Genomic DNA, 24,652 nt, shown 5'->3' with positions numbered 1-24,652 from the left:
CTCCCGGGACGTTCGTACGGCCACGACAGTGACGAGGGTAGGGCCTCGCGGGGGCGCGGCTCGGAGGGGCCACGGCCGTAGGCCGTCCGTGAGCGGGCGGTGGCGGTCGACCGGAGGGTGTCGGGGGCGGCGGGCGGGCCCCGGGATGCGTCGACACCGCGGGGACCGCCCCTGCCGAGCAGGGCGATCGCCCGCCGCACACGTCCTAAACTGAACCGATTGTGCTTCGAGGTCCGGTAGGGACCAGGGAGCGATGGAATGAGGAGTCCCGTGGCCAAGCAACGAGAATCGCGATGGGTGAAGGCGGTCGTCTCCCGGATCGTCCGCCTCGTCCTGTGGTTCGTCACCAAGCCGGACTGGAAGGGCACCGACAACGTTCCGGCCCAGGGCGGCGTGATCATCGCGGCCAACCACCTGTCGCTGGTCGACCCGCTGACGGTCGCGCACTTCCTCTACATCGGGGCCCGCCGCTGGCCCACCTTCACCATGAAGGACGGGGTCATGAAGATCCCCGTGGTGCGCTCGGTCGCCAAGAGCACGGGGCAGATCCCGGTCAAGCGCGGCACCACCGACGCCGTCAAGGCCCTCAAGGAGGCCGAGCTGGCGCTCACCCGCGACGGCGCATCGGTGATCTTCTACCCCGAGGGCACCTGCACCCGGGACCCCGGCCTGTGGCCGATGAGCGCCAAGACCGGTGTCGCCCGGCTGGCCCTGACCACCGGCGTCCCCGTCGTCCCGGTGGCGCACTGGGGCGAGCAGCACATCCTGCCCTACGGCTCCAAGAAGCCCAGCCTGTTCCCGCGCAAGCGCCTGGAGTTCCGGGCCGGTCCCCCCGTGGACCTGGAGCGCTTCAGGGGCAAGCCGCTGACGGCCGGCCTCCTCAAGGAGGCCACCGACGTGATCATGGACGACATCACCGCCCTCCAGGCGAAGATCCGCGGCGAGGAGCCGCCCGCGGTGCGCTACGACCTCAAGCGCGCGCGGCTGGAGGAGGCCGAGAGGAAGAAGGCGGAGGCGGCCGGAGAGGGCGCCGACGGCGACAACGCGACGAAGGGTGCGGGCGAGTGACGGTGGCGGGCAACGACAGCGTGCGGATCGCCGTCCTGGGCTCCGGCTCGTGGGGCACCGTGTTCGCGAACCTCATCGCGGACGCCGCCGACCACACCCGTTCCCAGGACCCGGCCGCCCCCGCCGCGGAGGTCGTCCTGTGGGGGCGGCGGGACGCGGTGGTCGACGCCGTCAACCGGACCTCGGAGAACCCCGACTACCTGCCGGGCGTCAAGCTCAACCCGCGGCTGACCGCCACCGCCGACGCCGCCGAGGCGCTGGCGCGGGCCGAGGTCGTGGTGCTGGCGGTGCCCACCCAGACGCTGCGGGACAACCTGGCGAAGTGGCGCGGGCACCTGCGCGGGGACGCGGTGGTCGTCAGCCTCATGAAGGGCGTGGAGCTGGGCACCCACCTGACGGCCTCGCAGATCATCGCCGAGGTGCTGGAGCTGCCCGCCGAGCGCATCGCCGTGGTCTCCGGGCCCAACCTGGCCAGGGAGATCGCCGGGCGCCAGCCCGCCACCGCCGTGGTCGCCTGCCCGCACGAGGAGACCGCCGTCCGCCTCCAGGCGCTGTTCAAGGCCCCCTACTTCCGGCCCTACACCAGTACCGACCTGGTGGGCGTGGAGATCGGCGGAGCCATGAAGAACGTCATCGCGCTGGCCGTGGGCGTGGCCGAGGGCATGGGGTTCGGCGACAACACCAAGGCCTCGCTCATCACCCGGGGCCTGGCCGAGACCACCCGCCTGGCGGTGGCCCTGGGGGCCGACGAGCACACCCTCTCCGGTCTGGCCGGGATGGGGGACCTCGTCGCGACATGCTCGTCTCCGTTGTCGCGGAACCGGACCTTCGGTGAGAAACTGGGCAAGGGCAAGACCCTTGAGCAGGTCATCGCCGAGACCCGGCAGACCGCCGAGGGGGTCAAGTCCTCCGAATCGGTCCTCGAACTCGGGTGGGCCCACGGGGTCGACCTCCCGATCACCGAGGCCGTCGTCAAGATGATGCACCACGACCTGAGCCCCGCCGAGGCACTCGTCGCGTTCATGGCGCGCAGTGCGAAACCCGAGCGCTACGGGGTCTGAGAGCGAGCAGCGATGTCGTACACACCCCCGGCCGGAGGCGAGCACACCCGGGCGGCCTCCCCGCCGCCCGCGGCCGTGCCCGCCGAGCGTCCCATGCGGATGCCGGTCCACCGGGCCACCACCTACGCCTTCGACACCTCCCAGGACTACGCCGACGTCCTGTCCGGTGCGAAGCAGGGCTACTCCTACGCCCGCATCGACAGCCCCACCGTGGACGCCTTCGCCGAGGCGGTCGCGGCGCTGGAGGGCGCGGGCCTGCCCGACCGGGTGCGCGGCCAGGCGTTCGCCTCCGGGATGGGCGCGCTGAGCACCGTGTTCATGGCGCTCACCGAGGCGGGCTCGCACGTGGTGGCGTCGCAGTCCATCTACGGCAACACCTACTCGCTGCTGGGCCGGCTGCTGCGCCGGTTCGGGGTGCGGACCGACTTCGTGGACATCACCGACCTGGACGCGGTGCGCGGGGCCGTGCGCCCGGACACCGCCGTGCTGTTCACCGAGACCCTGTCCAACCCCACCATGACCGTCTCCGACCTGCCCGGACTGGCGCAGATCGCCCGGGAGGCCGGGGCCGCCCTCGTGGTCGACTCCACCTTCGCCTCCCCGGCGGTGTGCCGCCCCCTGGAGTACGGGGCCGACATCGTGGTGCACTCGGCCACCAAGTACATCGGCGGGCACAGCGACACCACCGGCGGCGTGGCCGTGGCCGCACCCTCCTTCATCGACCGGATCCGGTCGGCGCGGGTGGACCTGGGACCGTGCCTGGCCCCCGACGAGGCGTACCTGCTGCACCGGGGGCTGGAGACGCTGCCGCTGCGGGTGCAGCGCCAGTGCGAGAGCGCCGCGGCGTTCGCCGCCGCGCTGGAGGGCCACCCGCTGGTGGAGCGGGTCGACCACCCGTCCCTGGAGTCGCACCCGCAGTCGGGACTGGCCGCCAAGCTGTTCGACCCCGGCCGCTTCGGTGCCGTCGTCACCGTCCACCCGCGCGGCGGGTGGGAGGCGGGGATGGCGTTCGCCGACCGGCTCCGGATCGCCACCATCGCCGCCTCCCTGGGCGGCACCCACACCCTGGCCGGTCACGTCGCCTCCACGTCGCACCGGAACATGAACGACGTCGAACTGGCGGCCGCCGGCATCTCACCGGGTGCGGTGCGGTTCTCCATCGGTCTGGAGGACCCCCGGGACCTCATCGGGGACGCCCTGGCGGCCCTCGGGGGCAACTGACACACAGCGCGGCCGGGGAGAACCCCCGGTCCGTTCCGGTAACGAGTACAAAGGGTCAGCACCATGTCGTCCGAGCAGCGAAGGATCCGGGTCGCCGTCGTCTTCGGCGGTCGCAGTTCCGAACACGAGATCTCCTGCGTCACCGCGGGCAGCGTCCTGTCCGTGATCGACCACGACCGCTACGAGGTCGTGCCGGTCGGCATCACCAAGACCGGCAACTGGGTGCTGACCTCCGGGGACCCCGAGCGGCTGCGCATCGAGGAGGGCACCAAGGCCCTGCCGACGGTGCCGGAGGAGGGCGGCAGGGACCTGGCCCTGCCCTTCGACGCGGCCGGGCAGCTGATGGTGGTGGACCCCGCCGAGGGGCCCTCGCGGCTCGCCGAGGTGGACGTGGTGCTGCCGCTGCTGCACGGCCCCTTCGGTGAGGACGGCACCATCCAGGGGCTGTTCGAGATGATGGGCGTGCGCTACGCGGGCGCCGGGGTGTTCTCCAGCGCCGCGGCCATGGACAAGGTGTTCATGAAGGCGATCCTGACCGGCAACGGGATCCCCACCAGCGACTACGTCGCCATCACCGACCGGCGCTGGCGCACCGAGCGCAAGAAGGTCCTGGACGACGTCGCCGAGCTGGGCGAGACGGTGTTCGTCAAGCCCGCCCGGGCGGGCAGCAGCGTGGGCATCAGCAGGGTGCGGGACTCCTCCGACGCCGACGCGGTGGTCGCGGCGGTCGAGGCGGCCCGCGAGCACGACCCCAAGGTGCTGGTGGAGGCCCAGGTCGTCGGCCGCGAGATCGAGTGCGGCGTCCTGGAGTCCGAGGACGGGGGCACCCCCGACGTCTCCTTCCCGGCCGAGGTGCACGTGGCGGAGGGGTACGACTTCTACGACTTCGAGGCCAAGTACCTGTCGACCAGCGGGCTGACCATTCCCGCGGAGATCCCCGAGGACGTCACCGCGCGGCTGCGCGGGCTGGCCGCCGAGGTGTTCGAGGCGATGGGCTGCGAGGGGCTGGCCCGGGTGGACTTCTTCTACACCGAGGACGGCGAGATCCTCGTCAACGAGCTCAACACCATGCCCGGGTTCACCCCGGCGTCGGCGTTCCCGCAGATGTGGGCCGCCACGGGGCTGGACTACGCGGCGCTGGTGGACCGGATGATCGCCACGGCCCTGCGCCGCTCGCCGGGCCTGCGCTGACACACGCGAGAAGGGGGCGGCCCGAGCGGGCCGCCCCCTTCGTGTTCAGGCCCCCGGGGGAGGGGGCGGCACCTGCGGGTGCCCGTGGGGCGGCGGGGCCACCGGCGGGGCCGGGCGGCCTGCTCCCCGGGGGACCTCGGGGACGCCCAGCAGCTGGCGGGCCAGGATGGTGCCGCCCGCCGTCGCGGCCGGGAACACCACGACCGCCACGAACGGGATCGCCAGCAGCAGGTAGGTCGGGACGGTGAAGCCCAGCATCCGCAGCCGCCGGGTGCCCATCCGCTTGCGGCGCTCCTTGATGGTGAGGAGCCCGCGGCGGTCGAACGAGCCCGCCACCAGCTCGATCCCCAGCAGCCACCCGCCCAGCAGGGCGGCCAGCACCGAGCCGATGACCGGGCCCGCCAGCGGGATGAACCCGATGAAGAACACCATGACGGTCACCAGCAGCGACGCGAGGATGATCACCAGGGACTGGCGGACCGACCGGGCCAGCGACGACCAGAACGACTCGTCGGACTCGGCGGGCGCGTTGCCGAGCTCGTGCTCGACCAGGTCGGTGATCTTGTCGTAGATCGGCGCGCCCAGGGCCAGCGTGATGGTGGTGAAGGAGACGACCATCAGCAGGACCGTCCCGGCCAGCGTGCCGAGGGCGACGGCGCCGCGGACCAGGTTGCGCCAGACCTCGTCCCAGCCGTCCGCGAAGGGGGTGGCCCACGCGGCCAGGTCGGTCAGGTTGACCACCAGGACCACGAACAGCGCCAGGAACAGCAGCGAGGTGATCAGGGCGGGCAGCGCGCCCAGGACGAACAGGCGGGGCTTGCGCAGGAGCAGGCCGAAGCCGCGCGCCAGCGCGCCGGCTCCGCCGAGGACTTCACGTACGGGATTGGCCACGCTGGAACATTAGGGCAATTCCCGCCGCCTCCGCCAACCCGCCCCCGTTCCCCCGGACCGCTGGGTGCCGGACCTGCTGGTGATGCCGACCGCCCTGGCGGACGGCGAGGGCTGGGACGGCCCGGAGCGGATCCGCCCGGTGGAGGCCGTCGGACTCGCTCTGGAGCCCGTCTCCCCGGGCAGCGCGCTCCACGACCGGAAGGCCGGGGCCCAGGGCTACGCCCGGGCCCGGGTCCCCCTGCACCTCCTGGTCGACCCGCGACCGGGGAGGGCGCCCTGTTCTCCGACCCCGGCGGCCGCGGCCACCGCCAGGTGGCCCGGGCCGTGCGGGGCGGGCGCGTGCGGCCTCCGGAGCCCTCCGGGCCGGAGGCGGAGCGGTCGGCCGGGACCTGCTCGACGGTTCCGCCTCGCGGCCGCCGGGCCTCCTCCCGCCGCGACGCCTGCGCCCGGGCAGCCGGACCCGGGCCGGACCGCGCCGGCCGTCCTGTGGGAGACCGCCCGGCGGCCGCCCGTGCAGCTCGGCGCAGGCGCCGAACCGGGCGAGGACGTCCGCCGGACACGCCCTAGAGGTCGGGGTGGACGTCGCGGTACCAGCCCTCGCGGGCCAGGAGCTCGGTATGGGTGCCGGACTGGACGACGCGGCCGTCGCGGACCACGACGATGCGGTCCACCCGGTCCAGGCCGGTGAGGTCGTGGGTGATGAGCAGCGTCGAGTAGCCCTCGGCGGCGGCCAGCAGGTCGTCGACCACCGCGTCGCGGGTGTCGGGGTCCAGGTGGGCGGTGGGCTCGTCGAGCACCAGCACCCGGGGTGCCGCCAGCAGCGCGCGGGCCAGCGCCAGCCGCTGCACCATGCCGCCGCTCAGCCCCAGGCCGTGGGTGCCCACCCGGGTGTCCAGGCCCTCGGGCATCGCCGCGACGTCGTCGGCCAGGCGGGCCCGGCGCAGCGCCTCCCACAGGTCCTCGTCGGACGCGTCGGGACGGGCCAGCCTGAGGTTCTCGCGCAGGGTCGAGGCGAACACGTGCGGGTCCTGCGGTACTCCCGACACCACGGCGCGCACCTCGTCGGCCGGATATCCGGTGATGTCGGCGCCGCCCAGTTCCACGCGTCCCGCGTCGGGGTCGCGGAACCGCAGCAGGACGGACGCCAGCGTGCTCTTGCCCGCCCCGCTGGGGCCCACCACCGCCACCGTCTCCCCGGCCGGGACGTCCAGGTCCACGCCGTCCAGCGCCCACGGCCCGTCCGGGGTGTAGCGCACCCGCAGCCCGCGGACCCGCACGGAGGAGTCGCCGTCTGGGTCCAGGCCGGCGCGGGCGGCCGGGGCGACCGCCGCCGGGGTGTCCAGTACCCCGAACAGCCGTGCCCCGCTCTCCCGGATCGCCCCCAGCTTCGCGGCCACCGCGGGCAGCGGGGCGACGATCTCGAACGCGGCCAGGGTCACCAGCACCAGCACCGCCAGCGACACCGCGTCCAGGTCCCCGCCCTCCACGGCCAGAACCCCCAGGAGCAGGGCGCCCCACACGCTCAGCCCGGTGATGAGCGTGGTCGCGCCCGCTCCCAGCCCCAGGACCGCGGCGTCGCGCCGCGCCATCCGGGTCAGCTCCTCGTCGGCCTCGTACACCCGGGCCGCCTGCCGGTCCATCGCCCCGTAGGCGATGAGGTCCGGCGCCCCGTGCAGGGTGTCCACCAGCGCGGTCGACAGCCGCCCGCGGGCCACCGCCTGGCGGCGGCCCGGGGCCCGGCCCAGTGCGGCGGCCGCCCACGGCACCGCCAGCCCCGCCAGCAGCAGGCCCGCGGCCAGCAGCGCCCCGCCGGGCGCGTACACCGCGGTGACCACCAGGACGGTGGCCCCGCCGGTCACCAGGGACACCAGCGGCGGGGTCAGCCCGCGCACCAGCAGGTCCAGGGTGGCCTCGGTGTCGTTGACCAGACGCGACACCAGGTCGCCGGAGCGGAACCGGCCGAAGGGCTCGGTGGCGGCGAGCCGCCGGTACACCCGCACCCGCACCTCGGCCAGCGTGCGGAACGCGGCGTCGTGGGTGACCAGCCGCTCCAGGTACCGGCTCACCCCCTTGCCCACGCCCAGCGCCCGGGTGGCCACCACCGAGACCCCCAGCGCGGTGATCGCCGGGTGCGACGCCGCGGTGGCCAGCATCCACGCGGCCACCCCCAGCAGGGCCACCCCGGAACCGGTGGCGACGGCGCCCAGCAGGACGCCCAGTGCGAACCGCCCGGTCCGCGGCCGGGCCAGTGCGGCCATCCGCCGCAGCGGGTCCCGGCGGCGCTCCGCCTCGGGGACGGGGGCGGAGTCGGCGGGGGAGGTGTCGTTCGTGCTCATCGGCTCAGCGCCCCTTCACGGCCGGGCAGCGGGAGTTCGACGACCCGGGCGCCGAGGACGGCCTCGGCCCAGCCGGTGTCGTGCGCGACGATGACCGCGGTGCGCTCCGCGAGGAGGCGGTCCACGGCGGTGCGGACCGCCGCGGCGTTCTCCGGGTCCAGGTGGGCGGTGGGCTCGTCCAGCAGCACCAGCGGGGCGTCCCGGCAGAACGCCCGGGCCAGTGCGATCCGCTGGCGCTGCCCGGCCGAGAGCCGGGCGCCGCGCTCGCCGAGCCGGGTGTCGTACCCGTCGGGCAGCGCGGACACGAACTCGTCGGCCTCGGCCAGCCGGGCCGCCTCGCGCACCTGTTCCAGCGGTGTGTCCGGGGCGCCCAGCCTGATGTTGTCGGCCACCGACACGTCGAACAGGTAGGGGTGCTGGGGCACCCAGGCCACCCCCAGCCGCCAGTCGTCGGCGGGTACGGACTCCAGCGGCGCCCAGTCGCCGCCGGGTTCGCGCACCTCGATCCGCCCCTCCGCCGGGGTGTTCATCCGCAGCAGCAGCGACAGCAGGGTGGTCTTGCCCGATCCGCTGGGGCCGGTGAGCAGCACCCGCTCGCCCGCGCGCACGGTCAGGTCCACGCCGGACAGCGCGGGCAGGTCCCGCCCCGGGTAGGTCACCGACACCCCGCGCAGCCGCAGGTCGCCGGAGGCCGCCGGGGAGCGCTCCCCGACGGGCGCCGGCGCGGGGCCGCCGCCGTCCGCGGACCGGCGCCGCTCCAGCTCGGTGAACACCTGGTCCGCGGCGGCCACCCCCTCCATGCTCGCGTGGAACCGGGCGCCGACCTCGCGCAGCGGCAGGTACGCCTCCGGTGCCAGGATCAGCACCAGCAGCGCGGTCTGGTAGTCCATGTGCCCGCCCAGCAGCCGCAGCCCCACCTCCACGGCGACCAGCGCCACCGCCAGGGTGGCCAGCAGCTCCAGGGCGAACGCGGACAGGAACGCGATCCGCAGCGTCCCCATGGTGGCCTTGCGGTGCTCCTCGCCGACCCGGCGGATGAGCGCGGCCTGTGCCTTGGCCCGGCGGAAGACCGCCAGGGTCGGCAGCCCCTCCACCACGTCGAGGAAGTGCCCGCCGAGCCTGCTGAGCAGCCGCCACTGCCGCTCGGTCCGGCTCTGGGTGTGCATGCCGATGAGCGCCATGAAGATCGGGATGAGCGGCACCGTCACCAGCACGACGATCCCGGAGATCCAGTCGGCCCAGAACACCACGGCCAGTACCGCCAGCGGCACGATCGCCGCCAGCACCAGCTGCGGCAGGTAGCGGGCGAAGTAGTCGTCGAGCGCGTCCAGGCCCCGGGTGGCGAGGGTGACCAGCTCCCCGGCCTTGGGGGTGTCCCCGTCCGCGCCGCGCTCGGCCGTCCACACCGTTCCGTCGCCGGTGACGTGGGCGACCAGCCGGCGCCGCAGGATCGACTTGGTGCGGGCCGCGCTGTGCAGCGCGGACGCCTCGGCCAGGTACGACAGCAGGGCGCGGGCGAGGGCGATCCCGGCGACGGCGGCGATCGCCCACCCCAGGGCGTCGAAGCCGGACCCGGCGAACGCCTGTGAGATGACGTGGGCGAGCAGCCAGGCCTGGGCCAGGATCAGCCCGGTGATCGCCACCCCGCTGAGCACGGAGACGGCCAGGTGCGTGCGGACCGCGCCGGCGGTCCGCACCAGGCGCGGATCGAGCGGTTTCAATGGGACCCCTTCGGTGCGAGGGCGTGCGTGCGGACGGACAGGGCTGCGCCGGAGGCGTCCGCCGGGGCGGTCGAGGGTGACGGGCGGGTGCGCTCCCTAGTCTTGCCCATGGCCGCCGGACGCGGAGCGGTCCCCGCCCCGGGCGATGGGGGAGGGGACCGCGCCCGCCGGGGGTCAGGCGCCGGCGGTCTCCCCGGCCGGGTCCTTGCCGGAGACGGTCCCGCCGGGGACGAGGCCCTCGGCGGCCAGGCCGCCGCTCCCGGTGCCGCCGGTGACCGTCTCACCTGTGACGGTGGCTCCGGTGACCCGCTTGCGGAACACCCAGTAGCTCCAGCCCTGGTAGAGGAGCACCAGGGGCAGGAACACCACGGCGACCCACGTCATGATGGTGAGCGTGTAGTCCGCCGAGGAGGCGTTCTGGACGGTGAGGCTGAACGCCGGGTCGGTGGTGGAGGGCAGCACGTTCGGGAACAGCGACCCGAACAGGGCGGCCACGGAGGCCAGGACGGTGGCCGCGGTGAGCCCGAACGCCAGGCCCTCGCGCCGCCCCCGCACCGCGGCGACCGCGCCGACCAGGGCCAGGGCCGCCGCCGCCACGAGCGGCCAGGTCCACTCCGGGCCGTGGGCGAGCTGGGTCCACAGCAGGAACGCGGCCCCGGCGGGCACGGCGACGCAGGCGGTCCGCAGCGCGGCGGCGCGGGCACGGGCCCGGACCGGCCCGTCGGTCTTCAGGCTCAGGAACACCGCCCCGTGCAGGGTGAACAGCGACAGGGTGGTGAGCCCGCCCAGCAGCCCGTACGGGTTGAGCAGGTCGAGCACCGACGCGGTGACGATGTGGTCGGCGTCCATGGCCACGCCCCGGACGATGTTGGCGAAGGCGACGCCCCACAGCAGGGCGGGCGCGGCGCTGCCGAAGAAGATGGCGCGGTCCCACCACAGCCGCCAGGTGGCGCTGTCGCGCTTGCCGCGGTACTCGAAGGCCACGCCGCGCAGGATGAGCGCGATGAGGATGAGGAACAGCGGCAGGTAGAACCCGCTGAACAGGGACGCGTACCAGGCGGGGAAGGCGGCGAACATGGCGCCGCCCGCGGTGAGCAGCCACACCTCGTTGGCGTCCCAGACGGGCCCGATGGAGTTGATCGCGACCCGCCGGTCGACGGAGTCCCGCCTGCCCATGAACGGCAGCAGGATCCCGACCCCGAAGTCGAATCCCTCCAGGACGAAGTACCCGATCCACAGGACCGAGATGGCGATGAACCAGATGACGGCCAGATCCATGATCAGGGGCTTCCTCAGTAGCTGAAGTGCGGGATCTTCGACTCGTCGCCGTCCTTCTCGAGGGCGGGGACGAGGTGGGACGGGCCCGCCTTGATGTACTTGACGAGCAGGCCGACCTCGACGACGGCGAGGACGCCGTAGATGAGGGTGAACCCGGTCAGGCTCAGGGCGACGGTGCCCAGGCTCACGCCGGGCGAGACGCTGGCGGCGGTGAGCAGGTAGCCGTGGACGGTCCAGGGCTGGCGGCCCATCTCGGTGAGCACCCAGCCGAAGATGTTGGCGGCCAGGGCGGCCGGCAGTGCGAGCACGGCGAGCGGGTAGAACCAGCGGGTCAGGCGGCCCTGGACGGACGGCATCCGGTCCCTGCCCCGGGTGAGCCACAGTCCGAGGGCCGCGACGGCGACCCCGGCCATGCCCAGGCCCATCATGAGGCGGAACGACCAGTACGTGACGAACACGTTGGGGATGTAGTCCCCCTCGCCGTACTCCTCCTCGTACGCCTCCTGGAGGTTGTTCATCCCGTGGACCTCGCCGTCGAACTCTCCGGTGGCGAGGAAGCTGAGGATGTTGGGAACGGTGATGTCGATGGGGTTGTAGTGGGCGTCGGTGTCCCCGACCGCGAAGGCGGAGAACGCGGCGCCCTCCTCGGTCTCCCACAGGGCTTCGGCGGCGGCGAGCTTCATCGGCTCGTACTCGGCGGCGAGCTTGGCCTGGTGGTCTCCGGAGACCGCGACGACGACCCCGGCGATGAGCGTGAAGACCAGGCCGACCTTGAGCGTGCCCCGGAAGAGGGCGCGCTCGCCCCTGGGCGGGGCCACCCCGCGGACCCCGGTGTCGCCGTGCTTCTGGTCGCGCCACAGCTTGTAGGCGCTGACGCAGACCACGAACAGCCCGGCGGTGATGAACGCGGCCGAGACGGTGTGCAGGTAGGTGGACCAGGCCTGGTCGTTGCTGAGGACGGCCCAGATGTCGTTGAGCTGGGCGCGCCCGGTCTCGGGGTCGACCTCGAACCCCACGGGGCGGCGCATCCAGGCGTTGGCGGCCAGGATGAAGTACGCCGACAGGTTGGTGCCGATCGCCACCATCCAGATGCAGGCCAGGTGGGCGGCGCGGGGCAGCCGGTGCCAGCCGAAGATCCACAGGCCGATGAAGGTGGACTCCAGGAAGAAGGCGAGCAGGGCCTCCATCGCCAGCGGGGCGCCGAAGACGTCGCCGACGAACCGGGAGTACTCGCTCCAGTTCATGCCGAACTGGAACTCCTGGACGATGCCGGTGACCACGCCCATGGCGAAGTTGATGAGGAAGAGCTTGCCGAAGAACTGGGTCGCCTGGAGGTACTCGTGCCTACCGGTCCGGTACCAGAGGGTCTGGAGCACGGCCACGATGAACGACAGGCCGATGGTCAACGGCACGAACAGGAAGTGGTAGATCGTGGTGACACCGAACTGCCACCGCGCTAGTTCAAGGGCTTCCATATCCGCCTCTCAGATACCGACCTCCGGTAGTACTACACATCGTAGTTCTACAGCTTGTCGTAGACGAGTCCGGGGGCTCCCCGAGGGGTCGCCTGAGGGGCCCGGGAGGGGTGCGGGCACGGGTCCGGACCGCGGTCCGAGGCGGCTGGAGAGCCGAGGACACCGCCCTGGACTGGGATGACGCCGGAGCCCTCCCCTCCGGCCGGATGCCGCTGTGGACTCCGACACATGCGTGCGAAGGGGAGGGGCGCACCGGCGCGGGGGTGCGTGGACGGCCTCCCGGGTCCGCGTCCACGGCAGTCGGCCGCACCACGCCGCGCCCCTGTCCCGAAGGCGGTCACGGCCTGCCGGAGCCGATCGCGGCCCCGGGAGAACAACGGCGGCGGCGACCCCGCGAGGGTCGCCGCCGCCGTCGGGTGCGCGCCGGGGTCAGCCGCCGGTCCGGTCGGCCAGCATCCGCTCCATGAGGTCCACCTCGGCCCCCTGGGCCTCGATCATCCCCTCGGCGAAGTCCACGACCATCTCCTCCCGGCCCAGGTCCACCTCGGCCCGGGCCATCTCGATCCCGCCCAGGTGGTGGGCGATCATCAGTTCCAGGAAGACGATCTCGGCGTCCACGCCCTCGGCCTCCCCGAGCTCGGCGAGCTGCTCCTCGGTGGCCAGCCCCGGCATGCTCTCGGGAGCCCCGCCCCCCTCGCCGCCGTGCTCGTGCCCCGCCATCCAGGCCATCGGCGCGTTCGGGGCGCGCAGCGGCAGGTCCCAGGCCAGCAGCCAGCCCTGCATCCGCCCCACCTGGGCCTGCTGGGTGCGGGCCATGTCGGTGGCGACGGTGCGCAGCTCGGGGTCCTCGGACTTCTCCAGGATGATCATCGACATGTCCACGGCCTGGTTGTGGTGGACGCTCATGTCCCGCAGGAACCCCGCGTCGGCGCCGGTGTCCAGCGGGTACGAGGGGCGTCCCAACAGGTAGCCGCCGAACAGGGAGACTGCGACCAGGATCACGACGGCCCAGGTCGGAACGGACGCGAGTGAGACCGGGCGGGGGCCCGGCCCCTCCGGGAACCCCCCGGGGGCCGCCTCCCCGTCGGCGTCCCCGGGGGAGTCGGCGGCGTGCCCGAGGTCACCGATCGGGTCGCGCTCGGTACCGCTTTCATCTCCCATGGGAACCATCCTGGTCAAATCGCCCGACTGTGATGCCAAAGTAGAGGATAGGTAAGTCCCAGGCCCCACCACCCACCTCAGGAGACCCAGTGGCCAAGAAGAAGACGGCGGAGGAGCGCCGCCAGCGCGCCGCCGCCCTCAAAGCGGAGCGCCTGCGCAAGGAGAGACGGCGCAAGATCCTCGGCATCACCGGCGTGGTCACGGCGGTCGTGCTGGTCGTGGGCCTCATCGGCTTCCTTTTCTACATGGACCACCGCAGCCGGCAGATCCCGGGGATGGCGGAGCACGAGGTGGGCTCCTACGTCCACGTCACCACCGGGGAGAAGGTCTCCTACGAGCAGAGCCCGCCGGTCGGCGGCGACCACTGGAGCGCCTGGCAGAACTGCGGCGTCTACCCCGCCCCGGTGACCCCCGAGTTCGCGGTCCACTCCCTGGAGCACGGAGCGGTGTGGATCGCCTACGACCCCGAGCTGCCCGCCGACCAGGTCGAGGCGCTCAACGGCTTCTACACCCAGGGCTCCTACCTGCTGGTCTCCCCCTACGAGGGTGAGATGGACGGCCCGATCGTGGCCTCCGCCTGGGGCCGCCAGGTCGCGGTCGACAACCCGGAGGACGAGGCCCTCCAGCGCTTCGTCCGCGCCTTCGAGCAGAGCCGGGACGTCCCCGAGCCGGGCGCGCTGTGCTCCCAGGGCGTGGCCGAGAGCGCCGAGGAGGTCGAGGCCATGCTCGCCGCCGGCGAGGAGCAGATCGCCGAGGGCATGGACGACCCCGCCGAGGGCGCAGAGGAGAGCGACGCCCCGGCAGACGGGGAGAGCGAGGCCCCCGCCGACGAGGAGGCCACCGAGGAGGAGTCCGAGTAGCGGACCCCGCAGAGCGGCGGAACAGAGGAGGGGCGTGGCGACCGCGGTCGCCACGCCCCTTCGCGTTCCGGGAGGGAGGGGGTCACAGCTCCCCGTCGGGCAGCGGGGCCAGGTGCTCGGAGACCAGGTCGCTCACGGCCGTGAGCGCCGCGGCCGGGGGGCCGTAGGAGGTCGGGATCAGCAGTTCGACGTAGGCCTCGTGGCCGACGGCGGTGAAGACGGTGGGGGCGTCGGCCGGCTCTGACAGCCAGGGGACCCCGTTGACCTCCTCGAGCAGGGAGTCCGGGGCCAGTGCCACGGGCCGCTCCACCCCGCAGCGCAGGCCGATCGCCGGGTCGCCCCAGGCGGCCGTCAGCTCGGACGCGGGCCGGACGCCGACGCGCTCGGCGTCCATGAGGGTGTCCGGCAGGTCCGCCACCAGGGCCGCGCACTGCTCCTCGGCGGAGGGGTCGGGAAGCGGCGGCTCCATGCGGACCGTCTGCGCCCCGCACCCGGTGGCGGCGGCCAGGGCGAGGAGTACCGGGGTCCAGCGCAGGAGTACGCGCACCACACGCTCCGGAGATCGGGTCAGATGTTGACGATGGGACAGGTGAGCGTCCGGGCGATCCCTTCCAGACGCTGGATCCGGGCCACCACCAGGGAGCCCAGGGAATCCACGTCGCCGGCCTCGGCCTGGACGATCACATCGTAGGGGCCGGTGACGTCGTGGGCCTCCGCGACCCCCTCGATGCCCCTGATCCGCTCGGCGACCTCGGCGGCGCGGCCGACCTCGGTCTGGATCAGGATGTATGCCTGCACCATGTGTACTCCTTCGTGCATGCCGGGTACGGGAGCACCCGGCGGTGCGGCCGATGACGAACGGGTGACGAACGTGGGTCCAGACCACCGCGCCGGAGCGTCACCGTACCCTGTTCCCTGTGCAGAACACCATTGGGGGCCTGGGTGAGTTCGCTCTGATCAGACGCGTGACGAGCCGATTCCCCAGGACGGACGATGTAATCCTCGGTCCCGGCGACGATGCGGCGGTCGTCGCGGCCCCCGACGGACGGACCGTGGCCACCACGGACCTGCTGGTCGAGGGGCGCCACTTCCGGCGCGACTGGTCCACGGCGCGCGACGTCGGCCACCGGGCCGTGGCCCAGAACTACGCCGACGTCATCGCCATGGGCGCCCGCCCCACCGGCCTGCTCATCGGCTTCGCCGCCCCCGCCGACCTGCCCCTGGAGTGGGCCGAGGAGTTCACGCTGGGAGTGCGCGACGAGTGCGCGGCCGCGGGCGGCGCGGTGGTGGGCGGCGACACCGTCGGCTCCACCGCCCTCACCATCGCGATCACCGCGCTGGGCGACCTCGAGGGCCGGGCCCCGGTCCGCAGGGACGGCGCCCGCCCCGGCGACACCGTCGCCTACAGCGGCCACCTGGGCCTGTCCGCCGCCGGGCTGGCCCTGCTCACCGCCGGGACCGACGGGCCCGCCGCCTGCCTGGACGAGTACCGCAGGCCCTCCCCGCCCTACCCCGCCGGACCCGAGGCGGCGCGGCTGGGCGCCACCGCCATGCTCGACGTCAGCGACGGCCTCGCCCAGGACCTGGGCCACGTCTGCCGCGCCTCGGGGGTGCGCATCGACCTGGACCCGGACCTGCTGCGCCCCGAGCCCGCGCTGGAGGAGGCCGTGCGCGTCCTGGGGGCGGAGCCCGGCCGGGCCCTGGACTTCATGGTCGCCGGGGGCGAGGACCACGCCCTCGCGGCGACCTTCCCCGCGGGGACCCCCCTGCCCGCCCACTGGCACCGGATCGGGGAGGTCCATCCGGCGGCGGAGGAGGAACGGCACGTCACCGTCGCGGGGCGGATCCCCGAGCGCGCCGGGTGGGATCATTTCCCCGAGGAATGAGCGCGTTTGGATTTGTCTGTTTTAGCTCTCGCGCTAGGCTTGCGGCCGAGAATCGCCCGGTCCTGTCGCGTCGCGGCCACCGGGCAGGTGTCCGCGTCCCGGGCACCGGAGGCGGGCGATCGGAATCCGATCCCGGGGAGAGGCGGTCCATGGGGCGGCACGGCCAGCGGCAGGGCACCCGTCGCGGTGCGCACCGCAGCGAGCCCTCGGACACCGGTGCGCTGCGCCGCCTCGGCGGCCTGATCGAGAGCACCGTCCCCAAACGGGTCGAGCCCCCGCGCCTGCTCAACGTGCTCGTCGTCTCCGGTGTGATCCTGGGCCTGCTCCTCTTCGGATACAGCACCACCCAGATCTACCTCCAGTTCGGAGGCGGCCCCGGGGGCGCCGCGCAGAACCCCGGCACCCAGGACGGGGCGGGCCCCAGCGGCGACCTCACCCCCCAGCCCGAGACCGGGACGCCCGCACCGCAGACCCAGGCGGGCACCGAGCCCACCACCGTCTCCTACCGCATCACGGAGTCGGGCGAGGCGGGCTTCAGCGGGGAGGTCACCGTCACCAACACCTCCCGCAGCAGGCTCGACGCCTGGGAGCTGGCCCTGGCCTTCGAGGACGCCGAGATCACCCACGTCGAGGGCGCCGACTGGGAGGCCATCGACGACGGCATCCTGGCCCGCCAGCCCGGTGCCGCCGACAGGCTCGACCCGGGGGAGAGCGCCTCCCTCACCTTCCAGGCGCTGGGAGCCCCGCAGAGCCCGATCCGCTGCTCCCTCAACGGGCACGTCTGCCGTCTGTGAGCGGGCCGGCCCCGCCCGCGGCGCCGTGCCCCTCCCGGGGCCTGCGCTCAGGGCACCCCGGACACGGCGAAGGCCCCCCGACCGGAGTCGGAGGGCCTCGAAGACCTGTCGGGGGCGGTGCTCCCTAGCGGGTCACCTTGCCGGCCTTGATGCACGAGGTGCAGGCGTTCACGCGCTTGGGCGTGCCGCCGACACGGGTGCGGACGGTCTGGATGTTGGGGTTCCAGCGGCGGCGGGTGCGACGGTGCGAGTGGGAAACACTGTTACCGAACCCTGGTCCCTTGCCGCAGACGTCGCAGACGGAAGCCACGGTAACTCCATTCAAGTGTTCGGGATCGCGCACGTCGCCGCACGCGAAGGTTCAACCGGCCGGGAGGGCCGGGCGGACAGGTCGGCGCGGACGCCAACCGTGGAAGAGTACACGAGGGAAGGTAAAACGCCCCCTGCGTGCGCCGGCGGAACACGATGCCGCCGGAAGGACCATCGACCGCCGCCACGCGGGCACGGCGGAAACACGATGAACTCACACGAGTATAGCGCCGCCGGAGACGGCGGCGGACACCCCTGCCTTCGGTCCCGGTCCCGGGAGAACGCCGACCCGTCCCCGGCACCGCCGCCGAGCGTCGGCGCGGGGCACTAGCGTGGTCGGTGACCGGCGATCCTGAAGAGGAAGACCATGAGCACCTGGGACGAACCGCTGGGCCGGGGCCCGCTGCGCGGCAAGACGGCCAAGGCCCTGGAGGAGAAGCTCGACCTCCACACCCTCGGCGACCTCCTGCGCTACTACCCGCGCCGCTACGACCGGCGCGGCGACCTCACCGACCTGGCCCTGCTGCGAGAGGGCGAGCAGGTCACCGTGCAGGCCCGCGTCCTGGACGCCAAGCGGCGCACCGTCCCGCCCCGGCAGGGGCGGCGGCGGATGGACCTGCTGGAGGTCGTCGTCACCGACGGCACCGGGCGGCTGCACCTCACCTTCTTCAACCAGGGCGCCTACCACCAGACCCGGCTCACCCCCGGCCGGCTCGCCATGTTCTCCGGCCGGGTCGACACCTTCAAGGGCCGCCGCCAGCTCGGCCACCCCCAGTACGAGCTCCTCGACGAGGACGGCTCCGAGGTGGACCGCGCCCGCGCCTACGCCGACGAGCTCATCCCCGTCTACCCGGCGGTGAAGGGCATGGACTCGGCGACCATCGGCCGCGCCGTCGAGGTCGCCCTGGGGGTCGTCGACGACCTGCCCGACCCGCTGCCGCCCGCCGTGCTCGGCGGCCGCCTGGACATCGCGGACGCCCTGCGCAGGATCCACCGGCCGCAGAGCGACCAGGACATCGGCGCCGCCCGCCGCCGCCTGAAGTGGGACGAGGCGTTCGTCCTGCAACTGGCGCTGGCCCGCAGGCGCCGCGACGCCGAGAGCCTGCCCGCGGTGCCCCGGCCCGGCGCCGAGGGCGGCATCCTCGACGCCTTCGACGCGCAGCTGCCGTTCACCCTCACCGACGGCCAGCGCGAGGTCGGCGACCTGCTCGCCGCGCGCCTGGACTCCTCCCACCCCATGCACTGCCTGCTCCAGGGCGACGTGGGCGCGGGCAAGACCCTCGTGGCGCTGCGGGCCATGCTCCGCGTCGTGGACTCCGGCGGCCAGGCCGTCCTGCTCGCCCCCACCGAGGTGCTGGCCCAGCAGCACCACCGCTCCATCGGCGCCATGCTCGGCGCGCTGGGCCGGGCCGGGCAGATCGACGGGGCCGAGCGGGCCACCCGCACCGCCCTGCTCACCGGCTCCATGGGGGCCGCCGCCCGTCGGGAGGCCCTGCTGGACGCCGCCTCCGGGGCCGCCGGGATCGTGGTGGGCACCCACGCCCTGCTCCAGGAGCACGTGTCCTTCGCCGACCTGGGGCTGGTGGTGGTCGACGAGCAGCACCGGTTCGGTGTGGAGCAGCGCGACGCCCTGCGGGCCAAGGCCGCCGACGGCCGCCCGCACGTGCTGGTGATGACCGCCACGCCCATCCCGCGCACCGTCGCCATGACCGTCTACGGCGACCTCGACGTGATCGCCCTCACCCAGCTGCCCGCCGGGCGCGCACCGGTGTCCACCCACGTGGTCCCGGCCAGGGACAAGCCGCACTTCCTCACCCGGGCCTGGGAGAGGATCCGCGAGGAGGCGGCCAACGGCCGGCAGGCGTTCGTGGTCTGTCCCCGCATCGGCGACGGCGACGCCGCCGAGGACGCCCAGGGCGGGGGGGAGGAGGGCGAGCGCGCCCCGCTGGCGGTGCTGGATGTGGCCGCGCGCCTGGCCGAGGGCCCCCTGGCGGACCTCAAGGTGGAGGTGCTGCACGGGCGCATGGCCCCCGACGACAAGGACGCGGTGATGGGCCGCTTCTCGGCGGGCACCACCGACGTGGTGGTGTCCACCACCGTCATCGAGGTCGGAGTGGACGTGCCCAACGCCACTGTGATGGTCATCATGGACGCCGACCGGTTCGGGGTGTCCCAGCTGCACCAGCTGCGCGGCCGGGTCGGCCGGGGCAGCCTGCCGGGCCTGTGCCTGCTGGTCACCGAGAGCGAGGAGGGCTCGCCCTCCCGGGAGCGGCTCGACGTGGTCGCCTCGACCACCGACGGCTTCGAGCTCTCGCAGGAGGACCTGCGGATGCGCCGCGAGGGCGACGTGCTCGGCGACGCCCAGTCCGGGCGCTCCAGCCTGCGCCTGCTCACCCTGCTCAAGGACGAGAAGGTCATCGAGGAGGCCCGCGAGCGCGCCGCCTCCTACCTGGAGGAGGACCCGGAGCTGACCGCCCACCCGCCGCTGGCCAGGGCCCTGGAGGAGCTGCTCCCGGAGGAGCGCGCCGAATACCTCGACAAGGCCTGAGCCGGCCCCGCCCCGGTCCGCCCGCCGGTGCCCGGGCGGCTCCCGTGGTCCGTCACCGCCCCGGCCGGTGCGGCCCGGGGCGCCCGTTCCTGCGGCGGGTGGACCGCGGTCGGGGTACGCCCCACCCGGAGGGGTCCGTTCCGGGGCGGCGGGGCACCGCCGGCGCCGCGCGGGCTACGGGGTGCGGTGGGCGTACCAGAGGACGGCCTCGCCGTACCCGCGCTTGCGGTCGCGGGTGAGCCCGGCCGGCCAGTCGGGCTCGGCGCCGCGCTTGGAGCGCTCCACCACCACCAGCGCGCCGTCGGCGAGCCACCCGCGGGCGACCAGGTCGGCGAGCACCCCCGCGACCTCGGCGTCGGTGACCGCGTACGGGGGGTCGGCCACCACCAGGTCGTAGGGCTCGCCGGGGTCCTCCTGCGCGACCACCCGCTCCACCCGGTCGGCGGCCAGGCGCGCGCCGGGCAGGCCCAGCGCCTCGATGTTGTCCCGCACCGCCTTGGCGGCCCTGCGGTCGGCCTCCACCAGCAGTGCGTGCGCGGCGCCCCGGGACAGGGCCTCCAGGCCGATGGCCCCCGACCCCGCGTACAGGTCCATGACCCGCAGCCCGGTCAGCGGACCGAGGTCGGACTGGGCGGAGGCGAACAGGGCCTCGCGGGCCCGGTCGCTGGTGGGGCGGGTGGTGCGGCCGTCGGGTACGGAGAGGCGGCGCCCCCCGGCCGTCCCGGCGATGATGCGCGTCATGGCACCACCGTAGCCAAGGCGCCGCGCCGTCCGGACGCCCCGGCGCGCCTCCTCCGCAGGTGCGGCCGATGGGGGGAAAGTGGTCACTAAGCGGGAGTTGCCCGAATCGACGTGAAGGGCGCCCCCTACGATCGCGGTTACCCGAACGCCACGTCCGAAAGGGGCGATCCACCGTGCGCCGTGCCGTCTGCCCGGGTTCCTTCGATCCGGTGACCTACGGTCACATCGACATCATCGGCCGGGCGGCCAAGCAGTACGACGAGGTCGTCGCCGCTGTTCTCAACAACGTGAACAAGCGGGGCCTGTTCACCGTCCCGGAGAAGCTCGACATGCTCCGGGTGGGGACCGAGGACCTCGCCAACGTCGGGGTCGCCGAGTTCGACGGGCTCCTCGTCGACTTCTGCCGCGCCAACGGCATCGACACCATCGTGCGCAGCCTCCGCTCGGTCAGCGACTTCGACTACGAGCTCCAGATCGCCCAGATGAACTACCGCCTGTCCGGGGTGGAGACGGTGTTCATGACGGCGAACCCGCAGTACTCCTTCCTGTCCTCCAGCCTGGTCCGCGAGATCGCCCAGTACGACGGCGACGTCTCCAACCTCGTGACCCCCTACGTCCGGGACCGGCTGCGGGAGAAGTACGCCGCGAAGCGCTGAACAGCAGGCCTTCCCGGGGCTGATTTGGGTGCTCGGGGGCGCGATGGGTAGAATCCAGGTTCGACCATGTGCGTCGCCGTCTTCGGCGTGCGCTCGGGCCGGTCACGGCCGCCTCAGGCGGACGTCCCGGCTCCCGGAACTCTCGTGAAAGCCCGATGACCCTGTCTCGTCTCAATCCCCGTGACCCGTTCGTGGTCGACACCCAGGCGCTGGGCCGCCAGCCGGGGTCGATGCGGACGGTCCAGCGCATCGTGAACGTCCCCGAGGCGTTCGCGAACGCGATGGCCTCCGTGCCCGAGGGCCGTGAGCTGGAGCTCGACCTGCGGCTGGAAGCGGTGATGGAGGGCGTGCTGGTCACCGGGACCGTTCGCGGCCAGATCGCGGCCGAGTGCTCCCGCTGCCTCGATCCCCTCTCCGAGGACTTCGAGGCGGGTTTCCAGGAGCTGTTCCGGTACACCGCCGACGAGAGCGTCCCGCACTCGGAGGACATGGAAGCGGACGACGACGATGAGGACTACTATCTAGAGGGCGACCTGCTCGACCTCGAACCCGTGGTCCGAGACGCCGTCGTGCTCGCCCTCCCGCTCTCGCCGCTGTGCGACCCGGACTGTCCGGGCCTGTGCTCGGAGTGCGGTGCCCGACTCGCCGACGCGGGTCCCGACCACGGTCACGGCGACCGGGTCGACCCCCGGTGGGAGGCGCTCCGCAACCTCGCGGAGCGGCCCGGCGAGTGACCCAAGCCCTTCCCCGTGCACCACGGGGATGATCCCGGCCCCGTGCCGGGCGCCCCGTTCTGCGGAGCACACCCCGCCGCGCGCGGGGCCGACCAGATAAGCGACCTCCCGCGATCCGCGCGGGGGTGACCCAGGAGGATTGAAGTGGCCGTCCCGAAGCGGAAGATGTCGCGGAGCAACACCCGGACCCGCCGTTCCCAGTGGAAGGCGTCGCGCCCGGTGCTGGTCAACTGCCCGCGCTGCCGTGACCCCAAGCAGCCCCACGTCGCCTGCCCGACCTGCGGCACCTACAACAACCGCCAGGTCGTCAACCCGGCGTAGCGCATTGACAGGTCTCCGGGTCCTCGAACCCGACTCCTGCCCCCGGGGCGGGCCCGTACCACGGGCCCGCCCCGACCGCTGTCCGGGGTCTGCGGGGGAGGCGCGGACGGGCCGGGATTTGTAGAGTGTCATCCAGGGACGGCCCCGGGCCGCCCCGATCCGCCTCCGTCCATGCGACGGCCGGCCCGCGGACCGCACCGGAGTTCCCGAGTTCGTGGTGGCCGCCGGGGGAGCGGGCGCCGTGTCCGGCGCCGGGCTCCCGCGACGTTCACCTCGTTTTCGAGCACCCTGGTCGGGCCGTGCGTCCGCGACCGCGCACGCGCGCCCACCCGGCGTGCCCGAACAGGGAAGTGAAAAAGAGTGGCCACCCAGCTCTCCTCCGCCGAGGCCCAGGCGTTCCACCGGGCCATCGGGGTCGAGGTCGACCCCAAGATCCTGGTCCGCGCGCTGACCCACCGCTCCTACGCCTACGAGAAGGGCGGACTGCCCACCAACGAGCGGCTGGAGTTCCTCGGTGACTCCGTGCTCGGCCTGGTCGTCACCGACACGCTGTTCCGCAAGCACCCCGACCTTCCGGAGGGCCAGCTGGCCAAGCTGCGCGCCGCCGTGGTCAACATGCGGGCGCTCGCCGACGTGGCCCGCGGCCTGGGCATCGGCGCCTACATCCGGCTGGGCCGCGGCGAGGAGGGCACCGGCGGGCGCGACAAGTCGTCGATCCTCGCCGACACCCTGGAGGCCATCATCGGCGCGGTCTACCTGGACCGCGGCCTGGACACCGCCTCGGAGTTCGTGCACCGGCTGTTCGACCCGCTGATCGCGACCGCCTCCGGGCTGGGAGCGGGCCTGGACTGGAAGACCTCCCTCCAGGAGCTGACGGCGGCGGAGATGCTCGGGGTGCCCGAGTACCACGTGGACGAGTCCGGTCCCGACCACCAGAAGACGTTCCGGGCCACGGTCCGCGTCGCGGGGGAGAGTTACGGGCTGGGCGAGGGCCGCAGCAAGAAGGAGGCCGAGCAGCAGGCCGCCGAGTCCGCCTGGAAGGCGATCAAGGCCCGCTCCGAGGCCGCCGGCAACGGAAAGAAGTAGGTTCCTCCCATGCCCGAGTTGCCCGAGGTCGAGGTCGTCCGCCGGGGGCTGGCCGACCACGCCGTGGGACGCACCGTCGCGGGGGTGGAGGTCCTCCACCCCCGCGCGGTGCGCAGGCACGTCCCCGGCCCCGCCGACTTCGCGGCCCGGCTGGAGGGCCGCACGCCCACGGCCGCGCTGCGCCGCGGCAAGTACATGTGGCTCGCCCTGGACGACGGGTCCATGCTCCTGGCCCACCTGGGGATGAGCGGCCAGCTGCTGGTCCAGCCGCAGGGCAAGCCGGACGAGAGGCACCTGCGGGTGCGGCTCCCGCTGTCGGACGGCAACGAGCTGAGGTTCGTCGACCAGCGCACGTTCGGGCACCTGATGGTGGACGGGCCGGGGGAGCGCGCGGACGTGCCCGCGTCGGTGGACCACATCGCCCTGGACCCGCTGGACCCCGCGTTCGTCCCGGAGGTGTTCGTACGGGCGCTGCGCGCCAGGGACACCGAGGTCAAGCGGGCGCTGCTGGACCAGACCCTGATCAGCGGGGTGGGCAACATCTACGCCGACGAGGCGCTGTGGCGCTCCGGGCTGCACGGGCGGCGCGGCACCCGGGGGCTGACCCGGGCGCAGGCGGAGACGCTGCTGGGGCACGTGCGCGAGGTCATGGCCGAGGCGCTGGAGGTGGGCGGCACCACCTTCGACGGGCTGTACGTCAACGTCAACGGCGAGAGCGGCTACTTCGCCCGGGGCCTCAACGCCTACGGGCGCAGGGACCGGCCCTGCGGCCGGTGCGGGACCCCGATCGTGCGGGAGTCGTTCATGAACCGCTCCTCGTTCAGCTGCCCCGCCTGCCAGCGCCCCCCGCGGCTGTCGCGCACGGCCTGACCGGGCTGTGACGGGTGGTGCCGGAGGGGTTTTCCGGGTCCGGATCGGCCCCGGGACCACTCGGTGAGGAAAGTGTCTCCCCAAGGTAAGGAAGAGGAACGGTCATGAACGGCGGCGACGAGGTCGTCCGGCTGACCGCGTGGGTGCGCGGACACGTCCAGGGTGTGGGTTTTCGCTGGTGGACGCGGTCCCGGGCGCTGGAACTGGGGCTGGTGGGGGCCGCCACCAACCTCGCGGACGGCCGTGTCGAGGTCGTCGCGGAGGGCTCCCGCCAAGCCTGCGAGGAGCTTCTTGAACGCCTCAAGGGCGGCGGAACACCCGGACGTGTGGACTCTGTGGTCGAACGTTGGGGTCCGGTCGGGGGGACGTTCACCGGTTTCGTCGAACGGTGAGTATCCTGGATGGGTAACGCGATTCGAGACGCACCCCGCGACCGCGGCGGTC

Annotated in this window: 24 protein-coding genes; 14 read left to right on the top strand and 10 right to left on the bottom strand. The window is 73.5% G+C overall.

Annotated elements, in window-relative coordinates; all coding sequences use genetic code 11:
- The first annotated feature begins 270 nt into the window (after positions 1-270).
- From ACSUPR_RS11155 to ACSUPR_RS11140, 4 genes are all read left to right on the top strand, one after another.
- Positions 271-1,068: a lysophospholipid acyltransferase family protein gene (locus ACSUPR_RS11155; RefSeq protein ID WP_436891072.1), complete on the top strand. Its 798-nt coding sequence runs from the start codon at positions 271-273 to the stop codon at positions 1,066-1,068.
- Positions 1,065-2,129, top strand: a complete 1,065-nt coding sequence (locus tag ACSUPR_RS11150) for an NAD(P)H-dependent glycerol-3-phosphate dehydrogenase (RefSeq protein WP_436891071.1) — start codon at positions 1,065-1,067, stop codon at positions 2,127-2,129. The genes ACSUPR_RS11155 and ACSUPR_RS11150 overlap by 4 nt, the downstream gene beginning before the upstream one ends.
- Before the next feature lie 12 nt (positions 2,130-2,141).
- Entirely contained in the window at positions 2,142-3,350 is a 1,209-nt protein-coding gene (locus ACSUPR_RS11145; RefSeq protein ID WP_436891070.1) for a trans-sulfuration enzyme family protein, read from the top strand.
- Positions 3,351-3,413: 63 nt separating this feature from the next.
- Positions 3,414-4,541, top strand: coding sequence for a D-alanine--D-alanine ligase family protein (locus tag ACSUPR_RS11140; protein ID WP_436891069.1), 1,128 nt, complete (start codon positions 3,414-3,416; stop codon positions 4,539-4,541).
- 45 nt (positions 4,542-4,586) lie between these two features.
- On the opposite strand, the gene ACSUPR_RS11135 is transcribed toward ACSUPR_RS11140, so the two are convergent.
- From ACSUPR_RS11135 to ACSUPR_RS11110, 6 genes are all read right to left on the bottom strand, one after another.
- On the bottom strand, positions 4,587-5,432 hold the full coding sequence (locus tag ACSUPR_RS11135) for an EI24 domain-containing protein (protein ID WP_436891068.1): 846 nt from the start codon (positions 5,430-5,432) through the stop codon (positions 4,587-4,589).
- A gap of 563 nt (positions 5,433-5,995) precedes the next feature.
- The gene (cydC, locus tag ACSUPR_RS11130) at positions 5,996-7,768 is read right to left on the bottom strand and encodes a thiol reductant ABC exporter subunit CydC (protein ID WP_436891067.1); all 1,773 of its coding nucleotides are present in this window, start codon (positions 7,766-7,768) and stop codon (positions 5,996-5,998) included.
- Positions 7,765-9,489: a thiol reductant ABC exporter subunit CydD gene (cydD, locus tag ACSUPR_RS11125; RefSeq protein ID WP_436891066.1), complete on the bottom strand. Its 1,725-nt coding sequence runs from the start codon at positions 9,487-9,489 to the stop codon at positions 7,765-7,767. The genes cydC and cydD overlap by 4 nt, the downstream gene beginning before the upstream one ends.
- Positions 9,490-9,663: 174 nt before the next feature.
- Positions 9,664-10,767 (bottom strand): cytochrome d ubiquinol oxidase subunit II, encoded by a 1,104-nt coding sequence (gene cydB / locus ACSUPR_RS11120; protein WP_436891065.1) that lies wholly within the window; start codon positions 10,765-10,767, stop codon positions 9,664-9,666.
- Between the two features lie 14 nt (positions 10,768-10,781).
- On the bottom strand, positions 10,782-12,242 hold the full coding sequence (locus ACSUPR_RS11115) for a cytochrome ubiquinol oxidase subunit I (protein WP_436891064.1): 1,461 nt from the start codon (positions 12,240-12,242) through the stop codon (positions 10,782-10,784).
- 429 nt (positions 12,243-12,671) lie between these two features.
- Positions 12,672-13,403 carry a DUF305 domain-containing protein gene (locus ACSUPR_RS11110; RefSeq protein ID WP_436891063.1) on the bottom strand — a complete coding sequence of 244 codons (732 nt, stop codon included), beginning with the start codon at positions 13,401-13,403 and terminating at the stop codon, positions 12,672-12,674.
- A gap of 89 nt (positions 13,404-13,492) precedes the next feature.
- Between ACSUPR_RS11110 and ACSUPR_RS11105 the strand changes: the two genes are divergently transcribed.
- Entirely contained in the window at positions 13,493-14,263 is a 771-nt protein-coding gene (locus ACSUPR_RS11105; protein WP_436891062.1) for a DUF3105 domain-containing protein, read from the top strand.
- Between the two features lie 82 nt (positions 14,264-14,345).
- On the opposite strand, the gene ACSUPR_RS11100 is transcribed toward ACSUPR_RS11105, so the two are convergent.
- On the bottom strand, positions 14,346-14,732 hold the full coding sequence (locus tag ACSUPR_RS11100; RefSeq protein WP_436891966.1) for a DUF3515 domain-containing protein: 387 nt from the start codon (positions 14,730-14,732) through the stop codon (positions 14,346-14,348).
- A gap of 98 nt (positions 14,733-14,830) precedes the next feature.
- Positions 14,831-15,064, bottom strand: a complete 234-nt coding sequence (locus ACSUPR_RS11095) for an Lrp/AsnC family transcriptional regulator (protein ID WP_436891061.1) — start codon at positions 15,062-15,064, stop codon at positions 14,831-14,833.
- Positions 15,065-15,180: 116 nt separating this feature from the next.
- On the opposite strand from ACSUPR_RS11095, the gene ACSUPR_RS11090 reads away from it, so the two are divergent.
- Positions 15,181-16,149 carry a thiamine-phosphate kinase gene (locus tag ACSUPR_RS11090; protein WP_436891060.1) on the top strand — a complete coding sequence of 323 codons (969 nt, stop codon included), beginning with the start codon at positions 15,181-15,183 and terminating at the stop codon, positions 16,147-16,149.
- A 149-nt stretch (positions 16,150-16,298) separates the two neighbouring features.
- Positions 16,299-16,943, top strand: coding sequence for a cellulose binding domain-containing protein (locus tag ACSUPR_RS11085; RefSeq protein ID WP_436891059.1), 645 nt, complete (start codon positions 16,299-16,301; stop codon positions 16,941-16,943).
- A gap of 124 nt (positions 16,944-17,067) precedes the next feature.
- On the opposite strand, the gene rpmB is transcribed toward ACSUPR_RS11085, so the two are convergent.
- A complete protein-coding gene (rpmB, locus tag ACSUPR_RS11080) occupies positions 17,068-17,253 on the bottom strand; it encodes a 50S ribosomal protein L28 (protein WP_013151263.1) in 186 nt (61 codons plus the stop codon).
- A gap of 366 nt (positions 17,254-17,619) precedes the next feature.
- Here rpmB and recG point away from each other — a divergent pair, with 366 nt between their 5' ends.
- Complete coding sequence (gene recG / locus ACSUPR_RS11075; protein ID WP_436891058.1) at positions 17,620-19,800, top strand: ATP-dependent DNA helicase RecG; 2,181 nt, start codon at positions 17,620-17,622, stop codon at positions 19,798-19,800.
- 174 nt (positions 19,801-19,974) lie between these two features.
- On the opposite strand, the gene rsmD is transcribed toward recG, so the two are convergent.
- Positions 19,975-20,541 (bottom strand): 16S rRNA (guanine(966)-N(2))-methyltransferase RsmD, encoded by a 567-nt coding sequence (gene rsmD / locus ACSUPR_RS11070; protein ID WP_436891057.1) that lies wholly within the window; start codon positions 20,539-20,541, stop codon positions 19,975-19,977.
- A gap of 173 nt (positions 20,542-20,714) precedes the next feature.
- Between rsmD and coaD the strand changes: the two genes are divergently transcribed.
- The 6 genes from coaD (at position 20,715) to ACSUPR_RS11040 (ending at position 24,600) form a co-directional block, all read left to right on the top strand.
- Positions 20,715-21,197, top strand: a complete 483-nt coding sequence (gene coaD / locus ACSUPR_RS11065; protein WP_436891056.1) for a pantetheine-phosphate adenylyltransferase — start codon at positions 20,715-20,717, stop codon at positions 21,195-21,197.
- 155 nt (positions 21,198-21,352) lie between these two features.
- The gene (locus ACSUPR_RS11060; RefSeq protein ID WP_436891055.1) at positions 21,353-21,931 is read left to right on the top strand and encodes a YceD family protein; all 579 of its coding nucleotides are present in this window, start codon (positions 21,353-21,355) and stop codon (positions 21,929-21,931) included.
- Positions 21,932-22,075: 144 nt separating this feature from the next.
- Positions 22,076-22,252 (top strand): 50S ribosomal protein L32, encoded by a 177-nt coding sequence (gene rpmF, locus ACSUPR_RS11055; protein WP_073379826.1) that lies wholly within the window; start codon positions 22,076-22,078, stop codon positions 22,250-22,252.
- 360 nt (positions 22,253-22,612) lie between these two features.
- Positions 22,613-23,338, top strand: coding sequence for a ribonuclease III (gene rnc, locus ACSUPR_RS11050; protein WP_436891054.1), 726 nt, complete (start codon positions 22,613-22,615; stop codon positions 23,336-23,338).
- Positions 23,339-23,347: 9 nt separating this feature from the next.
- A complete protein-coding gene (gene mutM, locus ACSUPR_RS11045; protein ID WP_436891053.1) occupies positions 23,348-24,208 on the top strand; it encodes a bifunctional DNA-formamidopyrimidine glycosylase/DNA-(apurinic or apyrimidinic site) lyase in 861 nt (286 codons plus the stop codon).
- A gap of 104 nt (positions 24,209-24,312) precedes the next feature.
- Positions 24,313-24,600, top strand: coding sequence for an acylphosphatase (locus ACSUPR_RS11040; RefSeq protein WP_436891052.1), 288 nt, complete (start codon positions 24,313-24,315; stop codon positions 24,598-24,600).
- Positions 24,601-24,652 lie beyond the last annotated feature (52 nt).

The sequence above is a fragment of the Nocardiopsis dassonvillei genome (genome assembly GCF_964273065.1).
GTDB lineage: Bacteria > Actinomycetota > Actinomycetes > Streptosporangiales > Streptosporangiaceae > Nocardiopsis > Nocardiopsis dassonvillei_B.
The sequence above is the reverse complement of the archived record's forward strand: the minus strand, read 5'-3'. Positions and strand labels throughout refer to the sequence as shown.

Excerpts from the sequence above, each read along its gene's own strand:
- ACSUPR_RS11145 (WP_436891070.1), top strand. The coding sequence starts at position 2,142 with ATGTCGTACACACCCCCGGCCGGAGGCGAGCACACCCGGGCGGCCTCC.
- ACSUPR_RS11140 (WP_436891069.1), top strand. The coding sequence starts at position 3,414 with ATGTCGTCCGAGCAGCGAAGGATCCGGGTCGCCGTCGTCTTCGGCGGT.
- cydC (WP_436891067.1), bottom strand. The coding sequence starts at position 7,768 with ATGAGCACGAACGACACCTCCCCCGCCGACTCCGCCCCCGTCCCCGAG.
- cydB (WP_436891065.1), bottom strand. The coding sequence starts at position 10,767 with ATGGATCTGGCCGTCATCTGGTTCATCGCCATCTCGGTCCTGTGGATC.
- ACSUPR_RS11115 (WP_436891064.1), bottom strand. The coding sequence starts at position 12,242 with ATGGAAGCCCTTGAACTAGCGCGGTGGCAGTTCGGTGTCACCACGATC.
- ACSUPR_RS11110 (WP_436891063.1), bottom strand. The coding sequence starts at position 13,403 with ATGGGAGATGAAAGCGGTACCGAGCGCGACCCGATCGGTGACCTCGGG.
- ACSUPR_RS11100 (WP_436891966.1), bottom strand. The coding sequence starts at position 14,732 with ATGGAGCCGCCGCTTCCCGACCCCTCCGCCGAGGAGCAGTGCGCGGCC.
- ACSUPR_RS11095 (WP_436891061.1), bottom strand. The coding sequence starts at position 15,064 with ATGGTGCAGGCATACATCCTGATCCAGACCGAGGTCGGCCGCGCCGCC.
- ACSUPR_RS11085 (WP_436891059.1), top strand. The coding sequence starts at position 16,299 with ATGGGGCGGCACGGCCAGCGGCAGGGCACCCGTCGCGGTGCGCACCGC.
- recG (WP_436891058.1), top strand. The coding sequence starts at position 17,620 with ATGAGCACCTGGGACGAACCGCTGGGCCGGGGCCCGCTGCGCGGCAAG.
- rsmD (WP_436891057.1), bottom strand. The coding sequence starts at position 20,541 with ATGACGCGCATCATCGCCGGGACGGCCGGGGGGCGCCGCCTCTCCGTA.
- ACSUPR_RS11060 (WP_436891055.1), top strand. The coding sequence starts at position 21,353 with ATGACCCTGTCTCGTCTCAATCCCCGTGACCCGTTCGTGGTCGACACC.
- mutM (WP_436891053.1), top strand. The coding sequence starts at position 23,348 with ATGCCCGAGTTGCCCGAGGTCGAGGTCGTCCGCCGGGGGCTGGCCGAC.
- ACSUPR_RS11040 (WP_436891052.1), top strand. The coding sequence starts at position 24,313 with ATGAACGGCGGCGACGAGGTCGTCCGGCTGACCGCGTGGGTGCGCGGA.